Below are 20771 nucleotides of genomic sequence, written 5' to 3'. Positions count from 1 at the left end.
CTGCTACTGCTACTGCTACTGCTACTGCTACTGCTACTGCTACTGCTACTGCTACGACCGGACGACGTTGAATTACGCGGCGTCCTTGAACTGAATGCGAGTGCAGGGGGTGCGGCGGTGACTGCGACGAAAACGCAAAACGCGCTCTACGTGGCCTGCCGCTGCGGCGCGAACCGCACGGCGATGCAGCTGGCGCACACGTGCCGCCGAAATACCGATGGCGACGACTGCGACACACAACCAACCGACAACGATCACGACAGCTCTCCCCGAAATGACGTCAGCACAACATCCATCGGCGCGCATCGAATTCAGTGAGTGATCCAGGGAGCGCGGGTGCCGCTGGTTGCGTCTGCAACGAACTTCAATGGAGTCGAATTCTAATAAGATTCCCTAATGGGGTAAACCCTTAAAATCGTAAATAGTGTCTTTTTTTAGACAACCGAGTCGCAAACTTCCAAACGGCCGTTTGAATCGTAAGTGTTTTATTTTCAAGGGAAATCGACCCGAACCCGCATGGATAAACGGATTCGGGTCGATCGGGTCAGTCGATTCCGAAATCAGAAGCTGTGCTTCAGTCCCATGCCGACCAATAACTGCGTGCGCGCACCGGCGTCCACGCCATACGAGCCGACGGAAGCACTCGCTTCCACGGCCCCGCCGTAACCCTGCGTCTTGCCGACGGCCTGCTGATAGCCGCCGATGACATACGTGGACGTGCGCTTGGACAGGGCGTATGTCACCCCGGCGTTGAACTGGTTGTAATGGGCGCCGAGCGTGCCATTCCCACGCATGCGTGTGTAGCTGTAGCCGAGGCCGGTGTTCAGCGCGGGCGTGAGAGCGTAGGTCGCGAAGGTATTGATCGTGTCGAACTTGGCCGTGCCGTCGAACGACGACATGTTGTCGCTCCCGTATTGCGCATTCGAATACGACACACCGAGAATCGCCGGACCGATGGCGTACTTTGCGGCGACACGGGCAATGCGCACGTTGCTGGCCGTTCGGAAGCCCGCATTGATTGGCGAATTGAAGAGCGATCCCGCGCTACTGGTCCATACGCGATCGCCGGTCCCGTAGAGATTCGGGTCTTCACGACTGCCGCCATCCGCGAAGAAGTAGCCTGCGGCGAGGACAATCGGACCATTGCTGTAAGCACCCGCGAGGCCGTACGAGCGCCCCGCGCCGTTCTTTCCCGCAACGTTCCCCGTCGCGTACATGCCTTCGAACTGCAGGCCGCCGAAGTTCGGCGTGGCGTAGCGAACGGCGTTGTTGATACGCGCGCTGTTGTCGTAGTTGTCGACGTCGCCCGGCGTGGCGAAGAAGCCGCCGAAGTACCCGTCGGCGGTCAGACCCTGAACGAGATTGACGACCGGGTCATATTGGCGGCCGATGGTCACCTCGCCCCATTCGTCACCACGCAGGCCGACGATGGCCTTGCGACCGAAGGCAAGGCCGCCATTGCCGAGCGTACCGTTCACGGCGTTGAAGCCGCTCTCGATCTGGAACAAGGCGCTGAGGCCGCGTCCGAGGGACTCGGTGCCGCGCAAGCCCCAGCGACTGCCACCGATGATGTTGCTGGTGATGCTGGACGCCGACTGCGGGCCGTTCTCCGTGAGCGTGTGATTGGCGTGGACGAATCCGGAATCGATGGTGCCGTAGAGCGTGACATTGCTTTGGGCGTTGACGCTGGCCGGCAAGGTCAGCAGCGTCAGTGTCGCGGCGAGTGCAAGCGCGCGCGGGGCGATATGGGAGTGTGGGCGTTGGTTCATGATGTCGAGCGCATTGCCGCGCATGGTTGAAATCGACATCGAGAATATTTCCGGACACCTGTTCGGATTCCTGATGAAAATTCCCAAAGGGCAAAATCCCTGTGGCGGCGACCCCTGCGTGAAGTCGTTGTCAGGTTTTCTAAGAACCGTCCTTAAATTATTTAGTACCTCAACGCAACGAGCGGAACCGCAGAAAGAGGGGCTCCACGCCAGCTGAAAGGCGTCATGCCTTGCGTTTCCTGAGGTTGGGCCGTCGAGTTCGCACGCGCCCATCGAGGATGCGCTTGCGGCGGGCAGGGCGTTGCCTGTCGGCAGAAATGGATTGCCGCCAATCCGCTGCACTTCGCATCGAAACGACATTGGCTGTGCATGGCGATAACGGTGCCGCTGGGTGGGGGTTATTACTGACTCCCAAGGACCGCCTGACTAATTACAATCGTCCGCCAGTTGTAATGCGTAATATGTTCACAATGTGAACGTATTTGAATCAAGCACTGGAAATTACGAAGCCAATTGGCGGGACGGCGTCTCGTTGTTGCCGATGGTGACGGGAATTCTCAGTGCGTGGGAGGGACGTTGAAAAAGATGAAAGCAACATTCAATCGGGACCATTTCGGCGGCGGGCTGATGCTCGTGGCTGGCCTGGCCGTCGTCATGATCGGCCGCAATTATGAAGTTGGAAGCCTCAGGTCGATGGGGCCGGGGTTCTTCCCGGTCATGCTGGGCGTCGTCCTGGCATTGATTGGCATCGCCATCGCGGCGGGGGCCAAACCGGTGCAGGAAGCGGCCGACGAATCCGGATCGCATCCCGAGTTCAAGCCGGAATGGCGCGGCTGGATCTGCATCATCCTGAGCGTGGTCGCTTTCGTCGTACTCGGCGAGTACTTCGGCTTCATCCCCGCAGTCTTCGCGGTGGTTTTGATTTCCGCACTGGGCGATCGGGAAAACACGATAGGTCGTGTGGTCCTGCTGTCGCTGGCCGCGACAGTATTCGGCGTGATCGTTTTCTCGTGGCTCCTGAAGGTTCAGATGCCACTTCTCGTCTGGGGCCACTAATCAAATGATCGGACAATCCATCCTGGACTTGTGGCACGGCTTCGGCGTCGCGCTCGAATGGCAAAACCTGATCTGGTCGTTCTTCGGCGTGCTGGTCGGTAACCTGATCGGCGTGCTGCCCGGCATGGGCGCACTGTCGGCGATCTCGATGCTGCTGCCGCTGACCTACGTCATGTCCCCCGTGTCGGCGATTCTCATGCTGTCCGGCATCTTCTACGGTTCGCAATACGGTGGTGCAATCGGCGCCATCCTGCTTAACTTGCCGTGTCATCCGCCGCATGCGGTGACGTGCCTCGACGGGTATCCCCTCACTCGCAAGGGCAAGGGCGGGACAGCGCTGGGCATTACGATGGTGTCGTCGTTCTTTGCGGCGTCGTTCGGCATCCTGGTGATGATTTTTGCCTCGCCGGTGCTGGTCAAGATCGCGTTCGAGTTCGGGCCCGCCGAACTGTTTGCCATCATGCTGGTGGGTCTCATTGCCGGTGGCACGATGTCCCGCGGGGCGCCGCTCAAGGGGGTGGCGATGACGGTGCTGGGCCTGATCCTGGGCCTGGTGGGCACCGACGTGAACTCTGGCGCGATGCGCTTTACCTTCGGGCTGACCGAGCTGGCCGACAATATTGAACTGGTCGCCCTGGCGCTCGGGTTGTTCGGCGTGGCCGAGTTCATGCTCAACGTGAACAAGATGGACGCCGTTGGCACCAGCATGCAAGTCTCCATGAAGGACATGCGGCCAAGCAAGGCCGAGCTGAAAGAGGCCTTCTGGCCGATGGTGCGCGGCACGCTGGTCGGGACGGTGTTCGGCGCCATGCCCGGCACGGGTCCGACGATCACGACCTTCCTGTCATACGCGCTCGAGAAGAAGATCTCGAAGCACCCCGAGTCGTTCGGTCACGGCAATATCGCCGGGGTGGCCGCACCGGAAGCGTCGGCGCACTCCAAGACCCAGGTCGACTTCATCCCGACCATGTCGCTCGGTATCCCGGGCGACGCGGTGATGGCGCTGATCCTGGGCGCCTTGCTGATCCAGGGCATCCAGCCGGGGCCCCAGCTCATTACCGAGCACGCTGACCTGTTCTGGGGACTCATCGCCTCGTTCTGGATCGGCAACGTTCTGCTGGTTCTCCTGAATGTGCCGATGATCGGCGTCTGGGTGAAGCTGCTGCGGGTGCCCTACAAGTATTTGTTCCCGTTAGCGATGTTCTTCATCTGCGTCGGCGTTTATTCGACCCATAACAGCCTGTTCGAGGTCGGGGAAGTGGCCGTCTTCGGTATCATGGGCGCGATCCTGATTGCGCTGAAGTTCCCCGTCAGTCCGATTCTCCTGGGCTATGTGCTGGGGCCGATGCTCGAGGAGAATTTCCGCCGCGCCATGGTGATCGCGGATGGCAGCCTGACGGTGTTCGTGTCGACGCCGATCAGTGCGTCGTTCATGGCGATCTCCGCGCTGCTGGTGGTCCTGCAACTCTTCTTCTGGGGCCGCAAGACGCTCCGGAACCGCCAGGCGAGCGTCGCGGCCACCTGACGTCGCGTCGATGCGGGGGGGCCGGGCGTGGCCCCCCGGCGTAGTGCCCTGGGCATTTCGGTCCCCATGCCTTGCGTGCCCCGTGTACGAATCCGCGTCCGACGGTGGTGGTCGACGCAAAAAAGCAAAGCCCGGTAGTCTTCCGACTACCGGGCTTTGTTGCTTGACGTGCCTGTGGGATCAGTCGATCTGGAGTGCGACCGCCGTAGCCTCGCCGCCGGCGAGGCAGATGCTGGCCATGCCGCGCTTCGCGCCGCGCTCACGCAAGGCGTGCAGCAACGTCACAACGATGCGTGCGCCGGACGCACCGATCGGGTGGCCCAGGGCGCAGGCGCCGCCATTGATGTTGACCTTGTCGTGCGGCAGGTCGAGGCTTTTCATCGTCGCCATGGTCACGACGGCGAACGCTTCGTTGATCTCGAACAGATCGACGTCCGCCAGGTCCCAGCCGGTCTTTTCCGACAACTGGCGCAGCGCGCCCGCAGGGGCGGTCGGGAACAGATGCGGCTGATGCGCGAAGGTCGCGTGGCCCATGATCGTGGCCAGCGGCGCAAGGCCACGCTTGGCGGCTTCGGAACGACGCATCAGCACCAGGGCGGCCGCGCCGTCGGAAATCGACGACGAGTTCGCTGCCGTCACCGTGCCGTCGGCACGAAATGCCGGCTTGAGTGCAGGGATCTTGTCCATGCGCGCCTTGCCCGGCTGCTCGTCGACCGAGACGACCGTCTGTACCTTGCCTGCCTTGACCTCGACCGGCGCGATTTCCGCCACGAACCGGCCTTCGACGATGGCCCGCTGCGCACGCATCAGTGATTCGATGGCAAACGCATCCTGGGCTTCACGGGCGAAGCCGAAGTCCGACGCGCAGTCTTCGGCGAATGTCCCCATCAGGCGGCCCTTGTCGTAGGCGTCTTCCAGTCCGTCGAGGAACATGTGGTCGAGCACCCGGCCGTGGCCCATGCGCATGCCTGCGCGGGCCTTCGGGAGCAGGTAGGGCGCGTTGCTCATGCTTTCCATGCCGCCGGCGACCATGATGTCGCACGTGCCGGCCACCAGCAGGTCGTGAGCGATCATGACGGCCTTCATGCCGGAGCCGCACATCTTGTTGACGGTCGTGGCTCCCGTCGAGACGGGCAGTCCCGCCTTCAGGGTCGCCTGGCGCGCCGGCGCCTGTCCGAGGCCCGCCGGCAGCACGCAGCCCATGAACACTTCGTCCACCTCGTCCCCCGCCAGGCCGGCGCGTTCGACCGCCGCACGAATGGCGGCGCCGCCGAGTTCCGGCGTGGTGACAGCGGCGAAGTCGCCCTGGAAGCCGCCCATTGGGGTGCGGCATGCACTGACGATCACAATCGGATCGAGATTCATCGTTTCGAATTCCTTGTCGGGGTTAGCGCGCAGCCATGCGAACGGCGCCATCGAGGCGAATCACTTCGCCATTGAGCATCATGTTCTCTGCGATATGGCAGACCAATGCCGCGAACTCCTCCGGCTCACCGAAGCGAGGGGGGAACGGCACGTTCGATGCCAGGGATGCCTGGATTTCGGCGCTCATGCCGGACACCATCGGCGTGCGGAAAATACCGGGGGCAATCGTCATCACGCGAATGCCGAAGCGGGCCAGCTCACGCGCGATCGGCAGCGTCATGCCGGCGATGCCCGCCTTGGAGGCCGCGTAGGCCGCCTGTCCGATCTGTCCGTCGAAGGCCGCAATGGAAGCGGTGTTGATGATTACGCCGCGCTCGCCGCCCTCCAGCGGTTCCTGCTTCGACATCGCGTCGGCGGCCAGTCGGGTCATGTTGAACGAGCCGATCAGGTTGACGGCGATCGTGCGCGAGAACTTCTCGAGAGGGTGCGGGCCTTCGCGACCCACGACGCGGGCGCCCAGTTCGATGCCGGCGCAGTTAACGAGGGCATCGATGCGGCCGAACGCCGACGTGGCGGCCGCGATGGCGGCCTGGCATTGCGCGTCGTCCGTGACATCGGCCACGGCGAATGCGGCGTTGGCGCCCAGTTCGTCGGCAAATGCGGCGAGCGGCGCTTCACGGATGTCGAGCAGCATGACCTTGCCGCCCTTGGCGACGACCGTGCGCGCGAGCGCGGCACCCAGGCCCGAGGCGCCGCCGGAGATGACAAAAACGCGATTGGAAATTTGCATGATGCGTGTGTCGGGAAAACAGTGAGGGTGAAAAAAGGGGCGCACCGGACAGGCGTGCACCCCTCTGTAGCGCGATCAGTGCGGCGTGCCTTACTCAGGCTGGATGCCGGCGTCCTTCACGACCTTGCCCCACTTCGCGTACTCGGTACGGATGCCCTGTTCGAAGGCCTGCGGCGTCGGGCTCGGATTCGGTTCATAGCCCAGCGACTCGAGCTTCTTCGCGACTTCCGGTTGGGCCAGCACCTGTGCGAGTTGCTTGTTCAGGGTCGCCACGATGTTCGGGGGCGTGCCCTTCGGGGCGACCAGGCCGAGCCAGCCCACCGCTTCGTAGCCAGGCACGCCCGCCTCGGCCACGGTCGGCACATTCGGGAGCAGGTTGGAGCGCTTGCTGTCGAGTACGGCGACCGGCACCAGCTTGCCGCCCTGAATGCTGCCGAGCTGCGCGCCGATCGTGTCGACCATGAGCGTCACGCGGCCTGCCATCACGTCGATCGCCGCGGGCGCACCGCCGCGATATGACACGACGCCGATATCGGCGCCGGCCTTCGAGTTGAACAGGCGTTGTGCCAGTTCGAACGCCTTCGCCCCTTGTCCCGACTTGATCTGACCCGGGTGGGCCTTCGCTTGCGCGATGATGTTCTTGACGGTGGGGTCCTTGAACGACGGCGAGGCCAGCATGACCATCGGCGCCTTCGCAATCATGCCAATCGGGGCGAACGACTTGAGCGCGTCGTAGGGCACGTCCTTCAGCAGGTGCGGGCCGGTCACCATCGTGCCCGAGACCGAAATACCGATGACGTAGCCATCAGGGCTCGCATTGGCGACGTATGCCATTCCCAGCATGCCGCCAGCACCGGGCTTGTTTTCGACGATGAAGCTCTGCTTGTCGAGCCGGCTCAGGCCCGTGGCGATCAGGCGGCCGACGATGTCGGAGGCGCCGCCCGGCGTGTAGCCGACGATCACGCGCACCGGGCGCGTCGGATAATCATCTGCACGGGCGCTCGCGGAAAATGCGACGAGCGCGCCGAATGCCACGGCTGCTACTTTGGAAAAGGGCTTCATGTTTGTGCTCCTGGTTATTCTGGGTTTTGCCTGACCTGTCGTCGTCTTCGCCACGCCACGCCACGCCACGCAGCGAAGACAGGCTTCAACAGCGCGCACGCGACGCAGAGGCTTTTGGGATGGCGATTTTAAGGTGTCGTGCAGCGGGATTGCGGTGTCTTCATTCATTTCCTTACATGACGTTGCCTTTCACGCGTCGTGCGATGGCAGCCACCAGGACGCGATGTCGTTCGCGATCGCGGTGCCTTGTTCGTAGCCTGCCTGCGCGGCAGGCCCACGACGTGCGGGGTCGAGCACATTGCTGCCGAAGGCGGCAAGCGATGCGGCGTCGGGCACGATCAGTTGCGCACTGGCGCCGCGTGCCTCGATGGCGGCGGCTTCGGCGCGCAAATGGCCGCTGACGGGATTGCCGTCGGAGTAACCGAGCGGCGCGAGCACCAGCACTCGGCGCGCCGTGTCGGCCACCCAGGCGTTGGTCATCGAGACAATGCCGCCGTCCATGTAGTACACGCCGTCGATCGGCACCGGCGGCCACACCCCGGGCACGGCGCAGCTCGCGGCCACGGCGTCGACGAGCACACAGTCGCTGGCGGCGTCGAAGACGCGCGGCGCGCCGGTGTCGGTATCGACCGCGACCAGACGCAGCCGCCGGGCAGGCCATTCGGCGGTCGACAAGCGGGCGGCGATGATCGCGCGGCGGACTTCGAGGGCCGGCGTTTCGCTGCGTCTGGCGAATGCGCCGATGCGTTTGCGTGCGGCCACCAGGTCGCCGCCGACCTTTTCCACCAGTCGGCAATTGGCGGCATCGGCCGCTTCCTGCGAGTACGGCCGGAGCTGTTCGCTGGAGTCGTGTGCCGGATGCCGCTGTTCGGCAAACATGGCGGACACGTCGACGCCACATGCGAGTTGCGTGGCAATAACGGAACCCGCCGAGGTGCCGACCAGCTCGTCGGCATCCGCGATCCGGACGCCGGCGCAGGCGAGTCCATGGACGATGCCGGCCGACCATGCGATCCCCACGACGCCCCCGCCGCCGAAGACGGCCGCTCGTTCAACCGTGCCGATCATCAAATGATGCCCATCTGCTGGAGTTCCGCGCGCTGGCCATCGTTCATGCCGAGCAGCTCGCCGTACACATCGGCGTTGTGTTGGCCGATCGTGGGCGCCGGATCGATCGGCTTCTGCGGGGCTCCCGGAATCCGCGGCACGACGCCGGCCATGCGGACCGGGCCGATACGCGGATTCTCGACCGGCACGATGGTCTCTCGTGCCTGGTAGTGCGGGTCTTTCATGATGTCGTCGATGCTGAGGATGAACGCATACGCGCACTTCGCCGCATCGAGTTTCGCGGTGAGCTCGGGCACCGGCAGCGACTTGATCCAGTCGCCGACGAGGCCGTTCAGCGCGTCGATGTGCTGCCAACGCAGCGGGTGCGTCTTGAAGCGTGGATCCTCGAGCATGTCGGGGCGGCCCATCGCCGCACACAGCCGCTGGAATCCCGCCTCGGCGGAGCAGGTGAGAATCACGAAGCGGCCGTCGCTGGTCTCGAAGTGTTCGCCCGGCGCTGCAGCGAAGTGTTTGTTGCCGCGCGGTTTGCGCACCACGCCCAGGCGGTCGTACTCGGGCACCAGCACTTCAGTGAATCGAATCACCGATTCGTACATCGCGAGGTCGATTTCCTGGCCGGGGCCACCGAGAACGTCCCGGTTGTAGAGCGCCATCATCAGGCTGAACGCGCCCAGGATGGCGGTCTGATAGTCGGCTGTCGACGTACCGATGCGCACCGGCGGACGGTCCGGATAGCCGGTGATGCCCATCAGGCCGCCGAAGGCCAGCGCGATGCGGTCGTAGCCGGCTCGTTCCGAGTAGGGGCCGGTCTGGCCGAAGCCCGACACGCGCAGCATGATGAGCTTCGGGTTGTACTGCTTGAGCGTCTCGAAGTCGCAATTCCACTTCTCCAGCGTGCCGGGACGGAAGTTCTCGACCACTGCGTCGGCCTGCTCGACCAGGCGATAGAGGATTTCCTGGCCCGCTTTTTCACGCAGGTTGAGCGTGATCGAGCGCTTGTTGCGGTTCTCGACTTCCCAGTACAGGCATTCGCCGTCGACGAACGGACCGAGGTCGCGGACCGTGTCGCCACGCTCCGGCACCTCGACCTTGATGACGTCTGCGCCGAAGTCGCCGAACAGCGTGCAGGCCACCGGGCCCGCGACCATCGTGCCCAGGTCAAGGATACGCAGGCCGCTCAGCATGTAAGGCCCCGGCTGACGTTGTGCTGCTGCGGTCATTACGCGGCCTCCGTTTCGACGACCGCAGTCTTGAAGGTGTAGTCGGCGAAGTCGGCCCGGCGAGCCATGTGCCAGTAGTCGTCGTTGCGGAACGGCGTGGTGGCGATGATCGGGCCGTTCTTGCCGGTGCGATACCAGTTGGTCATGCCGGTGTGCGACCAGATCATGCGGCCATGGGCTTCCTGCACGCGCACGTTGAAGTCGTCGTGGGTTTGCTTGTCCACTTCGAATTCGAAGCGCTCGTCGGCGCCCGTGCGTTCCATGGCCTGTCGCAGGATGTTCATCACGTAGCTGACCTGTGTCTCGAGCAGGGCGACGACCGAACCGCCGTGGCCGAGTGCCGTGTTCGGGCCGGCCAGCATGAAGAAGTTCGGGAAGCCCGGTGCCGCGACGCCCAGGTAGGCCTGCGCGCCCTTGTCGGCCCACACTTCACGGATGCTGCGTCCGCCGCGGCCGACCAGGTTGAACGACGCGAGCATGTTCACGACGTCGAAGCCGGTGGCGATGACGAGGATGTCGATCTCGTGGGCGTCGCCGTTGCTGTCGATCACCTTGTTGCCCTGCACTTCGACCACGCCGCCCTGGACGAGCGAGACGTTCGGACGCGTCATGGTGCGGTACCAGCCGTTGTCCATCAGCATGCGCTTGCCGAACGGCGGATAGTCGGGCACACAGGCGTCGAGCAGGTCTTGACGGTCGCCGAGCTCGGCCTTGATGTAGTCGATGAAGTGAGTCCGGTGGCGTTCGTTCGTCTTGTTGATCGAACGTTCCGGGTGCGGCCATTGGGGATCGATCTGCAACGAGCTGTGGATGCGGTCGTTGAAGATGTAGGCCAGGCGCTGACGATACCACTCCTGGTAGAACGGCACATGCGCAAGCATGAAGCGCTTGTCGTGCGGGATATCCGTACGGAATTGCTCGAACGGTGCAGCCCACTGCTTGGAACGCTGGAATACGGTCAGGTGGCCGCAGCGCGGTGCGATCTCCGGCACGATCTGCATCGACGTCGCGCCGGTGCCGATCACGGCAACGCGCTTGCCTTCCAGGTCGAGGTTCTCCGGCCATTGCGTCGAGTGAAAGGCCAGGCCTTCGAAGGTGTCCAGACCAGGAATGTTCGGCGTCTTCGGCACATTCAACAGGCCGACGGCGCTGATGAGCACATCGGCATCGAGGCGGTAGGCGTTGCCCTTGCTCGAGACGTCGACGATCCAGCGCATCGTGGTTTCGTCGTAACGAGCGGCGTCGACGCGCGTTTCGAAGCGGATGTACTGGCGCAGGTTGAAGCGGTCGGCCACGCCCTCGAAGTACGTCTGGATCTCTTGTTGCAGTGCGAAGTATTTCGACCAGTCGCCCTTGGCGAACGAGTACGAGTAGATGTGATTCGGTGTGTCGACGCCGCAACCCGGGTAATGGTTCTCGTACCACGTGCCGCCGACTTCATCGTTCTTTTCAATCACGGTGAACGGAATGCCGGCACCCTGCAGGCGGATCGCGGCGCACAGGCCGGCGACGCCGGTGCCGATGATGACGACCTTGAAGTCCTCCGGTACCTTGAAGCGGCCCTTCTGGTCAATCACCATGTCGTCGTCGAGACCGAGCCACGCGCCGATCATCGGGCCGTAGGAGGCCGGAATCGCCTCGCCGACGCCGAGTTCCAGCATCTGGACCAAGGTATCCCAATCGGGGCCGGCAAGCTTGACCTGACCGTCGATCTTCCACTTGCACAGCGCATTCCATGCCGCTTCGCGAATTTCGGCCTGAACGACTTCGGGCAGGCCGCCCGAGTCGTTCTCGTCGAGGCCGCGAATACGCGAGCACTGATAGCGCTCGTCGAGCCACTTGCGGTCCCCCGTCAGATGGATGAGGACCATCAGGAGCGTCGGGATGTTGGCCGACGGCAGCGCTTGGCGAAGGCCTTCCGACCAGGCTTGATCCGAGAGTGCGGCCACTTGATTAGGATTGTGTGTCATGTGAAAGTCATACGGTGATCGAGTACGAAAACTATTCCACCGAAAACGAAAAACGTTCACAATGAGAAGCGTTAAAAACGTTCGTATTATGAACGCACATAGGGGAAACCATGGCAATTGAACCGATTGAAAAAGCAGCCCCGGTACAGGGAACGCAATCTGTTTCTCGTGCGCTGGATTTGCTTCGTCGCGTTGCAGGCCTGCATCCGGATGGCGCCACGGTCACGGATCTGGCCAAGGCCGCAGAGATCGACCGCATCACGGCAAATCGATTGTTGAAGACGCTGGAACTGGGGGGATTTGTCGAGCGGGGGGAGGGCAGCAAGCGGTATCGGCTCGGCATGCAGGCCATGCAGATCGGCCTGGCGTCGATGCGGCGGGCACCGCTGCTCGAAGCGTGCCGGCCGATGATGAAGCGCCTGGCACATGTCACCGGGGACACGGTGTTCCTTGTCGTGCGCAATGGCGACTACGCCCATTGCCTGCACTACGAGGAAGGGAGTTCACCGGTGCGCACGCTGGTGCTTCAGGTGGGCGGCATGCGTGTGCTGGGGGTGGGCTCCGCCGGCGTGACGCTGTTGGCGCGACAGGACGATGCCTCGATCGAGGCGATCTACCGACGCCATCAGGACGAATTCAAGCCCTCGGGCCTGACCTTGCCGCGACTGCGCGACCTGGTGGCGAAGACGCGCAAGCAGGGCTTCTCGGCCACGGACGGTCTCGTACACCAGGGCGTGTCGGGGGTGGGCGTGAGCTTCGAAGTGGGCGAGGACGGCTACGCGGCGATCTCGGTGGCCGCCGTGTCGAGCAAGATGAACCATGAGCACAAGATGTGGGTCACCCGGACCGTCGCCTCGGAACTGCAGGCCATTGGATTCACGCCGTCGGTCAAGTCGGTTGAAAATGCCTGAATTGGCCTTCCGCCGCCATGACCCGTCGCAACAATTGACCGAGATCGCGCGTCCATCGGAGTGATTTCGATGCAACACGCGATCCCTTCCGCGTCGGCGCGTCAGACGTTCTCTAACGCCAAACGCCTGACACGTAACGCCTACCGCTTGAACGCCAGCAACTGCGCGCCTTCCGGCACCTGATCGCCGACGGCGTAGAGCACTTCTTCGATCTCGCCGTCCGCCGGTGCGCTGATGGTGTGCTCCATCTTCATGGCTTCCATCACGAGCAGCGGCGTACCCTTCTCGACCTTCGTGCCGGGTTGCGCGAGCACGGCGATGACCTTGCCCGGCATCGGCGCCGTGAGACGCCCTTCGCCGCCCTCGTGGCCGCCAGCCTGCGCCAGCGGATCGTGCCAGCGCAGCGTCCACGAGTGGCCGTCGGCGAAGACGTGCGCCGTCTCCTGCTCGAAGTCGACATGTCCCTGCACGCGACGCTCGCCGAGCGTCACGCGGTACACGCCACCGTCGTGGGCATAGCGATACGGATACGCCTGCCCGTCCACGGTGAGCGTGCTCGCCTGCGCGTTGCTCGAGAGCACGACATCCAGGCGCGCTTCGCCATGATCGAACGACATCGTGCGCTGGTAATCGCCGTTCAGGCGCCAGCCGGTGGCGAGCTGCCACGGCGAGTGATGATCGATGCTGTCCTGGTACTTGCGACGGCCGACGACCGTCTCGCGCCCGAGCTGCGCGGCTACGGCCAGCGCCAGCGTGGTGGCGGGTACCGGCGCAGCGGCGGGGAACAGCGTGTCGCGATGGCGCTCGATCAGCCCGGTGTCGAGGTCGGCGCCGGCGAACGGTTCGCTCGCCACCAGACGACCGAGGAACGCGATGTTCGTCTGCACACCGACCACGCGATATTGGCCGAGCGCGCGACGCATGCGCGCGAGCGCCTCGTCGCGATCCTGCCCCCACACGATCAGCTTGGCGATCATCGGGTCGTAGAACGGCGAAATGGTGTCGCCCTCGCGCACCCCCGAATCGATACGCACGGCAGCCGGCGTGCCGGCGTTACCGATCTCGAACTGCACCGACGCGGGCGGACGCAGCGTAGACAGCGTGCCGGTCGACGGCAGGAAGTTGTTGTCCGGATTCTCTGCGTAGATACGCGCTTCGAGCGCATGACCATGAATGCGCAATTCTTCCTGCTTGCGCGGCAGGACTTCGCCGGCTGCGACACGCAGTTGCCACTCGACCAGATCGAGCCCGGTGATCATCTCGGTGACCGGGTGTTCGACCTGCAGGCGGGTGTTCATCTCCATGAAGTAGAACGAGCCGTCCTGATTGGCGATGAATTCGACGGTGCCCGCGCCCACGTAACCCACGGCACGTGCGGCGTTGCAGGCGGCGTCACCCATCGCGCGGCGGCGCTCGTCCGTCATGCCCGGCGCAGGCGCTTCTTCCAGCACCTTCTGGTGACGGCGCTGCACCGAGCAATCGCGCTCGAACAGATAGACGCAGTTGCCGTGCGTGTCGGCGAACACCTGGATTTCGATGTGACGCGGACGCGTCAGGTACTTCTCCACGAGCACGCGTTCGTCGCCGAAGCTGCTCGAGGCTTCGCGCTGGCACGAGGCGAGCGCGGCGCGGAACTCCTCGCTGCGCTCCACCACGCGCATGCCCTTGCCGCCACCGCCCGCGCTGGCCTTGAGCAGCACGGGGTAGCCGATGTCGTCGGCGCGCGCGTGCAGGAACGCGGCGTCCTGATTGTCGCCGTGATAGCCCGGTACCAGCGGCACGGCCGCACCTTCCATCAGCGTCTTGGCGGCGCTCTTGCTGCCCATCGCATGGATGGCGCCGACCGGCGGGCCGATGAAGACGATGCCCGCCTCGTGGCATGCCGCCGCGAAGGCTTCGTTCTCGGACAGGAAGCCGTAGCCCGGGTGGATCGCCTGCGCGCCCGTGGCCTTGGCGGCGTTGATGATGGCGTCGATGCGCAGATAGCTGTCGCGCGCGGCGGCACCGCCCACGTGGACGGCCTCGTCACACACGGCCACATGCTTGGCGTGTGCGTCGGCGTCGGAATAGACGGCGACCGTGCGGATACCCAGCCGTGCGGCCGTGGCCGCCACGCGGCAGGCGATCTCGCCACGGTTGGCGATGAGGATCTTGTCGAACATATTGCCTCCGGAAAATGATCGATTGGGGCGGCGCACCCGATGTCCTTTCGCTTGTGGCGCAAGGGCGACGCGGGTACGCCAATCTCTATTGCTATCCAGCTTCGCCGCGACGGCGGATCGTCTACTGCGATCTCATCGCCGTCGTGGCGCATGACCTGTCATCACATCCTCAACACACGGCGGTCTGCGCGATACGCAACGCGCAATCAGTGCGTGGCGCAAGCCGTCAGGCTGTCGCACTCGCCCGCGTGTTCAGGGCTCAACTTGTCTTCGGTCGACGTGCGCATGCCCAGGCGCGCGAGCAGCGCACGATCGTGCTCGGCTTGCGGGTTCTGCGTGACGAGCAGCTTCTCGCCGTAGAACATCGAGTTCGCACCGGCGAGGAAGCACAGCGATTGCATCGCGTCGTCCATCATCTCGCGCCCGGCCGACAGGCGCACCATCGCGCGCGGCATCGTAATGCGCGCCACCGCGATCATGCGCACGAAGTCGAACGGATCGACGCTCTCGTTGTGTTCGAGCGGCGTGCCTTCGATCTTCATCAGGTTGTTGATGGGCACCGACTCGGGGTACGGCGACATGTTGGCGAGCTGCGCGATCAGCCCGGCACGCTCGCGTTGCGTCTCGCCCAGACCGACGATGCCGCCGCAGCACACCTTGAGACCCGCGTCGCGCACGCGGGCGAGCGTGTCGAGACGATCCTGATACGTGCGCGTGGTGATGATCTGACCGTAGAACTCCGGCGACGTATCGAGGTTGTGGTTGTAGTAGTCGAGGCCCGCGTCGCGCAGCTGTTCGGCTTGCCCGTCACGCAGCATGCCGAGCGTTACGCACGTCTCCAGGCCGAGCGCCTTCACTTCGCGCACAAGCTCGCCCACGGCGTCGACCTGGTGCGGCTTCGGGCTGCGCCACGCGGCGCCCATGCAGAAGCGCGTCGCGCCGGCTTCCTTCGCGCGCTTGGCGGCGGCTACGACTTCGTCGACCGGCATGAGCTTCTCGGCTTCCACGCCCGTGTCGTATTTCGCCGATTGCGGGCAGTAGGAGCAATCCTCCGGGCAGCCGCCGGTCTTGATCGAGAGCAGCGTGGAGAGCTGCACGGCGTTGGCGTCGAAATGGTCGCGATGCACCTGCTGCGCACGGAAGATCAGGTCGTTGAACGGCAGCGCGAACAGCGCCTCGATATCGGCAACGGTCCAGGGTTTGTCGTTGCGACGCAGGGCTTCGTCGTGGCCGTGAGCGGCGGTGTGGGCGTGAACTTGCATGGTGAGATTCCTTGAATTCTGTATTGAGATGTCGTGGGACGTCGGTGACGTATCAGGGCGCGGTGTGCGGTCGCGCCGCAAGCGAGGCTTGCGCGGTGCGATGCAGCGCCGTGTCCACGAGCGGTGCGATGTCGAGATAGCCGGAGGCCGTGGCGGCATCGGGGTGCGGCAGGTGCGGCACACGCCCGAGCAGCGGGGCGCCGATGCGCGCGGCGATGGCGTCGATGTTGGCGTCGACATGGCGCATGTCGGGGTCGACATGGTTGGCGACCCAGCCCGCGAGCGTCAGGCCGCGCGAGGCGATCGCTTCGGCGGTGAGCAACGCATGGCTGATGCAGCCTAGGCGCAGTCCGACCACAAGCACGACCGGCAGGCCGAGCTGACGCGCGAGGTCCGCAGTATCCGGGGCGCTCGCGTCGGGGCCAAGCGGCACACGGAAGCCGCCCACGCCTTCGACGATCACCAGATCGGCACGCGCCGCAACGCGCGCGTAGCCGTCGCGGATCACGCCGCAATCGAGGGCGATGCCTTCGGCCGCCGCCGCGATGTGCGGCGCGGTGGCGTCCTTGAGCACATACGGGCAGTACCAGTCGTCGGGCAGCTTCAGGTTGCTCGCCTGATGCAGTTGCTCGACGTCTTCGTTGACGAAACGGCCGTTCTGCTCGGACGCACCGGCGGCCACCGACTTGAGTCCGGCACATACCAGCCCGCGACGACCGGCGGCTTGCAGCAGCGCCGACGACACGAGTGTCTTGCCGATCTCGGTGTCGGTGCCGGTGACGAAGAAGGCGTGGCGTGCGGGGGTCGCACGCGCAGGGGCGACAAGGGGTTGATCAGCCATGTGCGTGTGCCGTCCAGTCGTGGTCGAGTTGGTTGATGGCCGCCGACAGGCGGGCGATGTCGTCGTGCGTGTGCGCGGCGCTCAGCGTGACGCGCAGGCGCGCGGTGCCCGGCGCCACGGTCGGCGGACGAATCGCGGGCACCCACAGCCCCGCTTCGGCCAGCCCCGCCTGCGCGTGCAGCGCGGCAGCGTTCTCGCCGAGGATGATCGGCTGCACGCCTGTGGGCGAGGCCATGTGCTGCCAATGGCGCAACGTGAGCGAGTCGCGCAGTTGCGCAATACGCGCCTGCAATGCGGCGCGGCGCTCGCGTCCCTCGTCGCCGGCGATGATGGCGAGGCTCGTGAGCAACGCATGCGCCTGCGAGGGCGCGGCTGCCGTCGTGAAGATGTACGGACGCGCGCGGTTGGTGAGCCACTCGATCACGCGCCGGTTGGCGGCCACGTAGGCACCGCCCACGCCTGCGGCCTTGCCGAGCGTGCCGATGATCACGAGATTCGGCGAGCACATGTCGAAGTGCTCGAACACGCCACGTCCGTTCTCGCCCACGACGCCGAAGCCATGCGCGTCATCGACGATGAGCCAGGCGTTGTGGCGTTCGGCCAGCGCGAGCAGTTGCGGCAGCGGGGCGATGTCGCCGTCCATCGAGAACACGCCGTCGGTCACGATCAGCTTCGTCTCGGCGGTGCTGGCCGCGAGCATGGCGGCGAGCGCGTCGACGTCGCCGTGCGCATAGACCTGCGTGCGGGCGCGCGACAGGCGTGCCCCGTCGATCAGCGACGCGTGGTTGAGCGCTTCGGAGAAGATCTCGGCGTCCTTGCCTGCCAGCGCGGAAATCGTCGCCAGGTTGGCCATGTAGCCGGTACAGAAGTACAGCGCACGGGCGTCGATCAGGTGCGGCGACATGAACTGCGCGAGCGCGTCTTCAAGCTCGGCGTGTGCCTGAAAGTGGCCGCTGATCAGATGCGATGCGCCGCTGCCCGCACCGTAGCGCTGCGCGCCCTCGATGAGCGCGGCGACCACTTTCGGGTGTGCGGCCAGCCCGAGATAGTCGTTGCTGGTGAACGCGAGCACGTCGCGGCCGTCGGCTCGCACGTGCGGCTGGCAGGGTGTGGACACCACGCGATGACGGCGACGCAGGTGCGCGCGGTCGATCTCCGCGAGACCCGCATCGAGTCGGTCGAAGAGCGGCGGAAGCCGGGCGGGCGTCATGCGATCACCTCCCCGGCGTTTGCGTTGGAGCCAGTGCCACCGTGTCCGAAGTCGCGCATCGTGGCGTCGAACGCCGCGAGCGTGCGCGTGGCGAGCCAGTCGATGGTGCCGTCGTCGAGCACGTAGGGTGGCATCAGATAGACCGTATTGCCGATCGGGCGCAGCAGCACGCCGCGTGCGCGCGCTTCAGTATAGAAGCGCTTCGAGAATTCACGGGCGGCGCCCGGCGCGTCGGGCAGGGCGGCGTCGAATGCCCAGATCATGCCGCGATGGCGGAAGTGCTTCACGCGCGCATCGTCGGCGAGCGGTGCGAGGGCTTGCGTCAGACGCTGCGCGCGCCCGGCGTTGCGCGTGAGCACATCGTCGTCGGCAAAGATGTCGAGCGTGGCCAGCGCCGCGCGGCACGCGAGCGGATTGCCCGTGTACGAGTGCGAATGCAGGAAGCCGCGCGCGGTGTCGTCGTCGTAGAACGCATCGAAGATGGCGTCGCGCGAGAGCACCAGCGAGAGCGGCAGGTAGCCGCCGCTGATGCCCTTGGACAGCGTGAGCAGATCGGGCCAGATGCCGGCCTGCTCGCAGGCGAAGAACGTGCCTGTACGTCCGCAACCCACGGCGATTTCGTCGGCAATCAGATGCGCGCCGTACTGGTCGCACAGCGCGCGCACGCGTCGCAGATATTCGGGGTCGTGCATCGCCATACCGGCCGCACATTGCACGAGCGGCTCGACGATCACGGCGGCGATGCGTCCCTCGCGCTGCGCGAGCAACGTCTCGAGCTCGGCCGCGGCGCGGCAGGCGACGTCTGCGGGCGATTCGCCGTCGCGGGCTTCGCGTGCGTCGGGCGACGCCACCACGTGCGCATGGCGCAGCAGCGGATCGTAGGCGTCGCGAAACAGTGCGACGTCGGTCACGGCGAGCGCGCCGAGCGTTTCCCCGTGATAGCCGTGGCGCACGCAGACGAATTCGCGCTTGTCGCTGTGGCCCTGATTGCGCCACGCGTGAAAGCTCATCTTGAGGGCGATCTCGACGGCGGACGCGCCATCGGAGGCGAAGAAAGCATGACCGAGCACGCCGCCGGTCAGCGCCGACAGACGCTCGGCCAGCGCCACGACAGGCTCGTGCGTGAAGCCGGCCAGCATGGCGTGCTCGAGACGGCCGAGCTGGTCCACGAGCGCCGCGTTGATGCGCGGGTTCGCGTGACCGAAAAGGTTGACCCACCAGGAACTGATGGCGTCGAGGTAACGCTCGCCGTCGGTGTCGACGAGCCAGGGGCCTTCGCCGTGCGACAGCGCGACGAGTGGCAGCTTTGCCTGTTGCTTCATCTGCGTGCAGGGGTGCCAGACCTGTCGCAGACTTCGCGCGGCGAGATCGCCGGGGCCGGCGGGGGGGCGCGTGAAGGCGTCCATCATTGACTCCTTGGTTGGCCGTGACGGACGACGCTCGCGTGTCGGCGGCGGTCGTCTGTTCGGCTGGCCTGCAGCGGGCATCGCACAAGGCGTTGCTGCGTGGGGCCGGAGGTGGGGGATGGGCGCATGGTAGGCAAAGCGATTTGGCAGGGCAATAGGCGGAAATGGTGCGAAAACTCGCGGTTTTGCGATCCGTAGCCAGACGTTATCGATAAATTCTCAAAAACCGTCGATAACGTTGCGGCATCTCCGTCGTGCGTCCTCCCAAAAAAATTTTGTAACCGATGAAGCGGGATGTTTCCTGACCTGGCAAAGCGGCGGGCGTCACACGCCTCAACCCGCCTCGCGCCACGACGGTGAACGCTTCTCGAGGAACGAGCGCACGCCTTCACGGCCTTCGTCCGAGGCGCGAATCTTCGCAATGCGCTCGGCCGTATCGGCAATGGCGCTCTCGTCGATCGTACGGCTCGCGAAGTCCTGCACGAGGCGTTTGCATTCCTTCACGGCGTTGGGACTGTTGTCCGCCAGCGCCTTGGCGAGCGCCTGCACGGTGGTGTCGAGCGCGTCGGCGCCGACGACTTCGTGCACCAGCCCGTGGCGCTGCGCAGTCGCCGCCGTGAAGCGCTCGGCGGTGAGGAAGTACCGGCGCGACGCCTGCTCGCCCAGCGCACGAATGACATACGGCCCGATGGTGGCCGGAATCAGGCCGAGCTTCGCTTCCGACAGGCAGAAGTGCGCCGTGTCGACGGCCACGACGATGTCGGCAACCGCCGCAAGTCCCACGCCACCCGCGTAGGTGTCGCCCTGCACGCGGGCGATCACCGGCTTCGGGCAGCGATAGATCGTGTTGAGCATGACGGCGAGCGTCATGGCGTCGGCGCGGTTCTCGGCGTCCGAGTAGCCGGCCATCTTCTTCATCCAGTTCAAGTCGGCGCCGGCGCAGAACGCCACGCCTTCGGCGGCCAGCACGATCGCGCGCACGTCGTCATTCGTGGCGAGCGCGCGAAACGCGCCGGTCAGCTCTTCGATGACGGTTTCGTTGAAGGCATTGCGCACGTCGGGACGGTTGAGTGTGACCGTGGCAACGTGGGCGTCGACGCTGAGTTTGAGCGTGGCGAGATTCATGACGTGGAATTCCTTGAATGGCCAGTGGA

Annotated in this window: 16 protein-coding genes; 3 read left to right on the top strand and 13 right to left on the bottom strand. The window is 64.9% G+C overall.

Features of this window, described 5'->3' with window-relative positions; translation table 11 throughout:
- Positions 1-560 precede the first annotated feature (560 nt).
- On the bottom strand, positions 561-1769 hold the full coding sequence (locus ABWO90_RS21925) for a porin (protein WP_502922677.1): 1209 nt from the start codon (positions 1767-1769) through the stop codon (positions 561-563).
- A gap of 585 nt (positions 1770-2354) precedes the next feature.
- On the opposite strand from ABWO90_RS21925, the gene ABWO90_RS21920 reads away from it, so the two are divergent.
- Together ABWO90_RS21920 and ABWO90_RS21915 are read left to right on the top strand one after the other, a co-directional pair.
- Entirely contained in the window at positions 2355-2825 is a 471-nt protein-coding gene (locus ABWO90_RS21920) for a tripartite tricarboxylate transporter TctB family protein (protein ID WP_353193340.1), read from the top strand.
- A gap of 4 nt (positions 2826-2829) precedes the next feature.
- The gene (locus tag ABWO90_RS21915; protein WP_353193335.1) at positions 2830-4350 is read left to right on the top strand and encodes a tripartite tricarboxylate transporter permease; all 1521 of its coding nucleotides are present in this window, start codon (positions 2830-2832) and stop codon (positions 4348-4350) included.
- Positions 4351-4530: 180 nt separating this feature from the next.
- On the opposite strand, the gene ABWO90_RS21910 is transcribed toward ABWO90_RS21915, so the two are convergent.
- The 6 genes from ABWO90_RS21910 to ABWO90_RS21885 all read right to left on the bottom strand — a co-directional run bounded on the left by ABWO90_RS21910 (position 4531) and on the right by ABWO90_RS21885 (position 11825).
- Complete coding sequence (locus ABWO90_RS21910; protein ID WP_353193334.1) at positions 4531-5715, bottom strand: acetyl-CoA C-acyltransferase; 1185 nt, start codon at positions 5713-5715, stop codon at positions 4531-4533.
- Positions 5716-5737: 22 nt separating this feature from the next.
- Positions 5738-6505 (bottom strand): SDR family NAD(P)-dependent oxidoreductase, encoded by a 768-nt coding sequence (locus ABWO90_RS21905; RefSeq protein ID WP_353193333.1) that lies wholly within the window; start codon positions 6503-6505, stop codon positions 5738-5740.
- A gap of 90 nt (positions 6506-6595) precedes the next feature.
- Positions 6596-7567: a Bug family tripartite tricarboxylate transporter substrate binding protein gene (locus tag ABWO90_RS21900; RefSeq protein ID WP_353193332.1), complete on the bottom strand. Its 972-nt coding sequence runs from the start codon at positions 7565-7567 to the stop codon at positions 6596-6598.
- A gap of 189 nt (positions 7568-7756) precedes the next feature.
- Complete coding sequence (locus ABWO90_RS21895) at positions 7757-8635, bottom strand: patatin-like phospholipase family protein (protein ID WP_353193331.1); 879 nt, start codon at positions 8633-8635, stop codon at positions 7757-7759.
- Complete coding sequence (locus ABWO90_RS21890; protein ID WP_353193330.1) at positions 8635-9855, bottom strand: CaiB/BaiF CoA transferase family protein; 1221 nt, start codon at positions 9853-9855, stop codon at positions 8635-8637. The genes ABWO90_RS21895 and ABWO90_RS21890 overlap by 1 nt, the downstream gene beginning before the upstream one ends.
- Positions 9855-11825 carry a flavin-containing monooxygenase gene (locus ABWO90_RS21885; RefSeq protein ID WP_353193329.1) on the bottom strand — a complete coding sequence of 657 codons (1971 nt, stop codon included), beginning with the start codon at positions 11823-11825 and terminating at the stop codon, positions 9855-9857. The genes ABWO90_RS21890 and ABWO90_RS21885 overlap by 1 nt, the downstream gene beginning before the upstream one ends.
- Before the next feature lie 110 nt (positions 11826-11935).
- On the opposite strand from ABWO90_RS21885, the gene ABWO90_RS21880 reads away from it, so the two are divergent.
- Positions 11936-12736, top strand: a complete 801-nt coding sequence (locus ABWO90_RS21880; protein WP_353193328.1) for an IclR family transcriptional regulator — start codon at positions 11936-11938, stop codon at positions 12734-12736.
- Positions 12737-12876: 140 nt separating this feature from the next.
- On the opposite strand, the gene ABWO90_RS21875 is transcribed toward ABWO90_RS21880, so the two are convergent.
- The 6 genes from ABWO90_RS21875 to ABWO90_RS21850 form a co-directional block, all read right to left on the bottom strand.
- Positions 12877-14898 (bottom strand): acetyl/propionyl/methylcrotonyl-CoA carboxylase subunit alpha, encoded by a 2022-nt coding sequence (locus ABWO90_RS21875; protein WP_353193327.1) that lies wholly within the window; start codon positions 14896-14898, stop codon positions 12877-12879.
- Positions 14899-15104: 206 nt separating this feature from the next.
- A complete protein-coding gene (gene bioB, locus ABWO90_RS21870; protein WP_502922676.1) occupies positions 15105-16160 on the bottom strand; it encodes a biotin synthase BioB in 1056 nt (351 codons plus the stop codon).
- 52 nt (positions 16161-16212) lie between these two features.
- Positions 16213-17001: a dethiobiotin synthase gene (bioD, locus tag ABWO90_RS21865; protein ID WP_353193326.1), complete on the bottom strand. Its 789-nt coding sequence runs from the start codon at positions 16999-17001 to the stop codon at positions 16213-16215.
- Positions 16994-18211 (bottom strand): 8-amino-7-oxononanoate synthase, encoded by a 1218-nt coding sequence (bioF, locus tag ABWO90_RS21860; protein WP_353193325.1) that lies wholly within the window; start codon positions 18209-18211, stop codon positions 16994-16996. Before bioF ends, bioD begins: the two co-directional genes overlap by 8 nt.
- Complete coding sequence (bioA, locus tag ABWO90_RS21855; RefSeq protein WP_353193324.1) at positions 18208-19617, bottom strand: adenosylmethionine--8-amino-7-oxononanoate transaminase; 1410 nt, start codon at positions 19615-19617, stop codon at positions 18208-18210. The genes bioF and bioA overlap by 4 nt, the downstream gene beginning before the upstream one ends.
- 333 nt (positions 19618-19950) lie before the next feature.
- Positions 19951-20742 (bottom strand): enoyl-CoA hydratase/isomerase family protein, encoded by a 792-nt coding sequence (locus ABWO90_RS21850; protein WP_353193323.1) that lies wholly within the window; start codon positions 20740-20742, stop codon positions 19951-19953.
- Positions 20743-20771 lie beyond the last annotated feature (29 nt).

Origin of the sequence: Pandoraea pnomenusa (assembly GCF_040391475.1) — a bacterium.
Lineage (GTDB): Bacteria > Pseudomonadota > Gammaproteobacteria > Burkholderiales > Burkholderiaceae > Pandoraea > Pandoraea pnomenusa_C.
This window is presented reverse-complemented; position numbering and strand designations above follow the sequence as displayed.

What these genes read in the sequence shown, in the direction of transcription:
- bioA (WP_353193324.1), bottom strand. Translation starts at nt 19,617, where the DNA reads ATGGACGCCTTCACGCGCCCCCCCGCCGGCCCCGGCGATCTCGCCGCG.
- ABWO90_RS21890 (WP_353193330.1), bottom strand. Translation starts at nt 9,855, where the DNA reads ATGACCGCAGCAGCACAACGTCAGCCGGGGCCTTACATGCTGAGCGGC.
- ABWO90_RS21875 (WP_353193327.1), bottom strand. Translation starts at nt 14,898, where the DNA reads ATGTTCGACAAGATCCTCATCGCCAACCGTGGCGAGATCGCCTGCCGC.
- bioF (WP_353193325.1), bottom strand. Translation starts at nt 18,211, where the DNA reads ATGACGCCCGCCCGGCTTCCGCCGCTCTTCGACCGACTCGATGCGGGT.
- ABWO90_RS21880 (WP_353193328.1), top strand. Translation starts at nt 11,936, where the DNA reads ATGGCAATTGAACCGATTGAAAAAGCAGCCCCGGTACAGGGAACGCAA.
- ABWO90_RS21850 (WP_353193323.1), bottom strand. Translation starts at nt 20,742, where the DNA reads ATGAATCTCGCCACGCTCAAACTCAGCGTCGACGCCCACGTTGCCACG.
- bioD (WP_353193326.1), bottom strand. Translation starts at nt 17,001, where the DNA reads ATGGCTGATCAACCCCTTGTCGCCCCTGCGCGTGCGACCCCCGCACGC.
- ABWO90_RS21910 (WP_353193334.1), bottom strand. Translation starts at nt 5,715, where the DNA reads ATGAATCTCGATCCGATTGTGATCGTCAGTGCATGCCGCACCCCAATG.
- ABWO90_RS21885 (WP_353193329.1), bottom strand. Translation starts at nt 11,825, where the DNA reads ATGACACACAATCCTAATCAAGTGGCCGCACTCTCGGATCAAGCCTGG.
- ABWO90_RS21895 (WP_353193331.1), bottom strand. Translation starts at nt 8,635, where the DNA reads ATGATCGGCACGGTTGAACGAGCGGCCGTCTTCGGCGGCGGGGGCGTC.
- ABWO90_RS21900 (WP_353193332.1), bottom strand. Translation starts at nt 7,567, where the DNA reads ATGAAGCCCTTTTCCAAAGTAGCAGCCGTGGCATTCGGCGCGCTCGTC.
- ABWO90_RS21925 (WP_502922677.1), bottom strand. Translation starts at nt 1,769, where the DNA reads ATGAACCAACGCCCACACTCCCATATCGCCCCGCGCGCGCTTGCACTC.
- ABWO90_RS21915 (WP_353193335.1), top strand. Translation starts at nt 2,830, where the DNA reads ATGATCGGACAATCCATCCTGGACTTGTGGCACGGCTTCGGCGTCGCG.
- ABWO90_RS21920 (WP_353193340.1), top strand. Translation starts at nt 2,355, where the DNA reads ATGAAAGCAACATTCAATCGGGACCATTTCGGCGGCGGGCTGATGCTC.
- ABWO90_RS21905 (WP_353193333.1), bottom strand. Translation starts at nt 6,505, where the DNA reads ATGCAAATTTCCAATCGCGTTTTTGTCATCTCCGGCGGCGCCTCGGGC.
- bioB (WP_502922676.1), bottom strand. Translation starts at nt 16,160, where the DNA reads ATGCAAGTTCACGCCCACACCGCCGCTCACGGCCACGACGAAGCCCTG.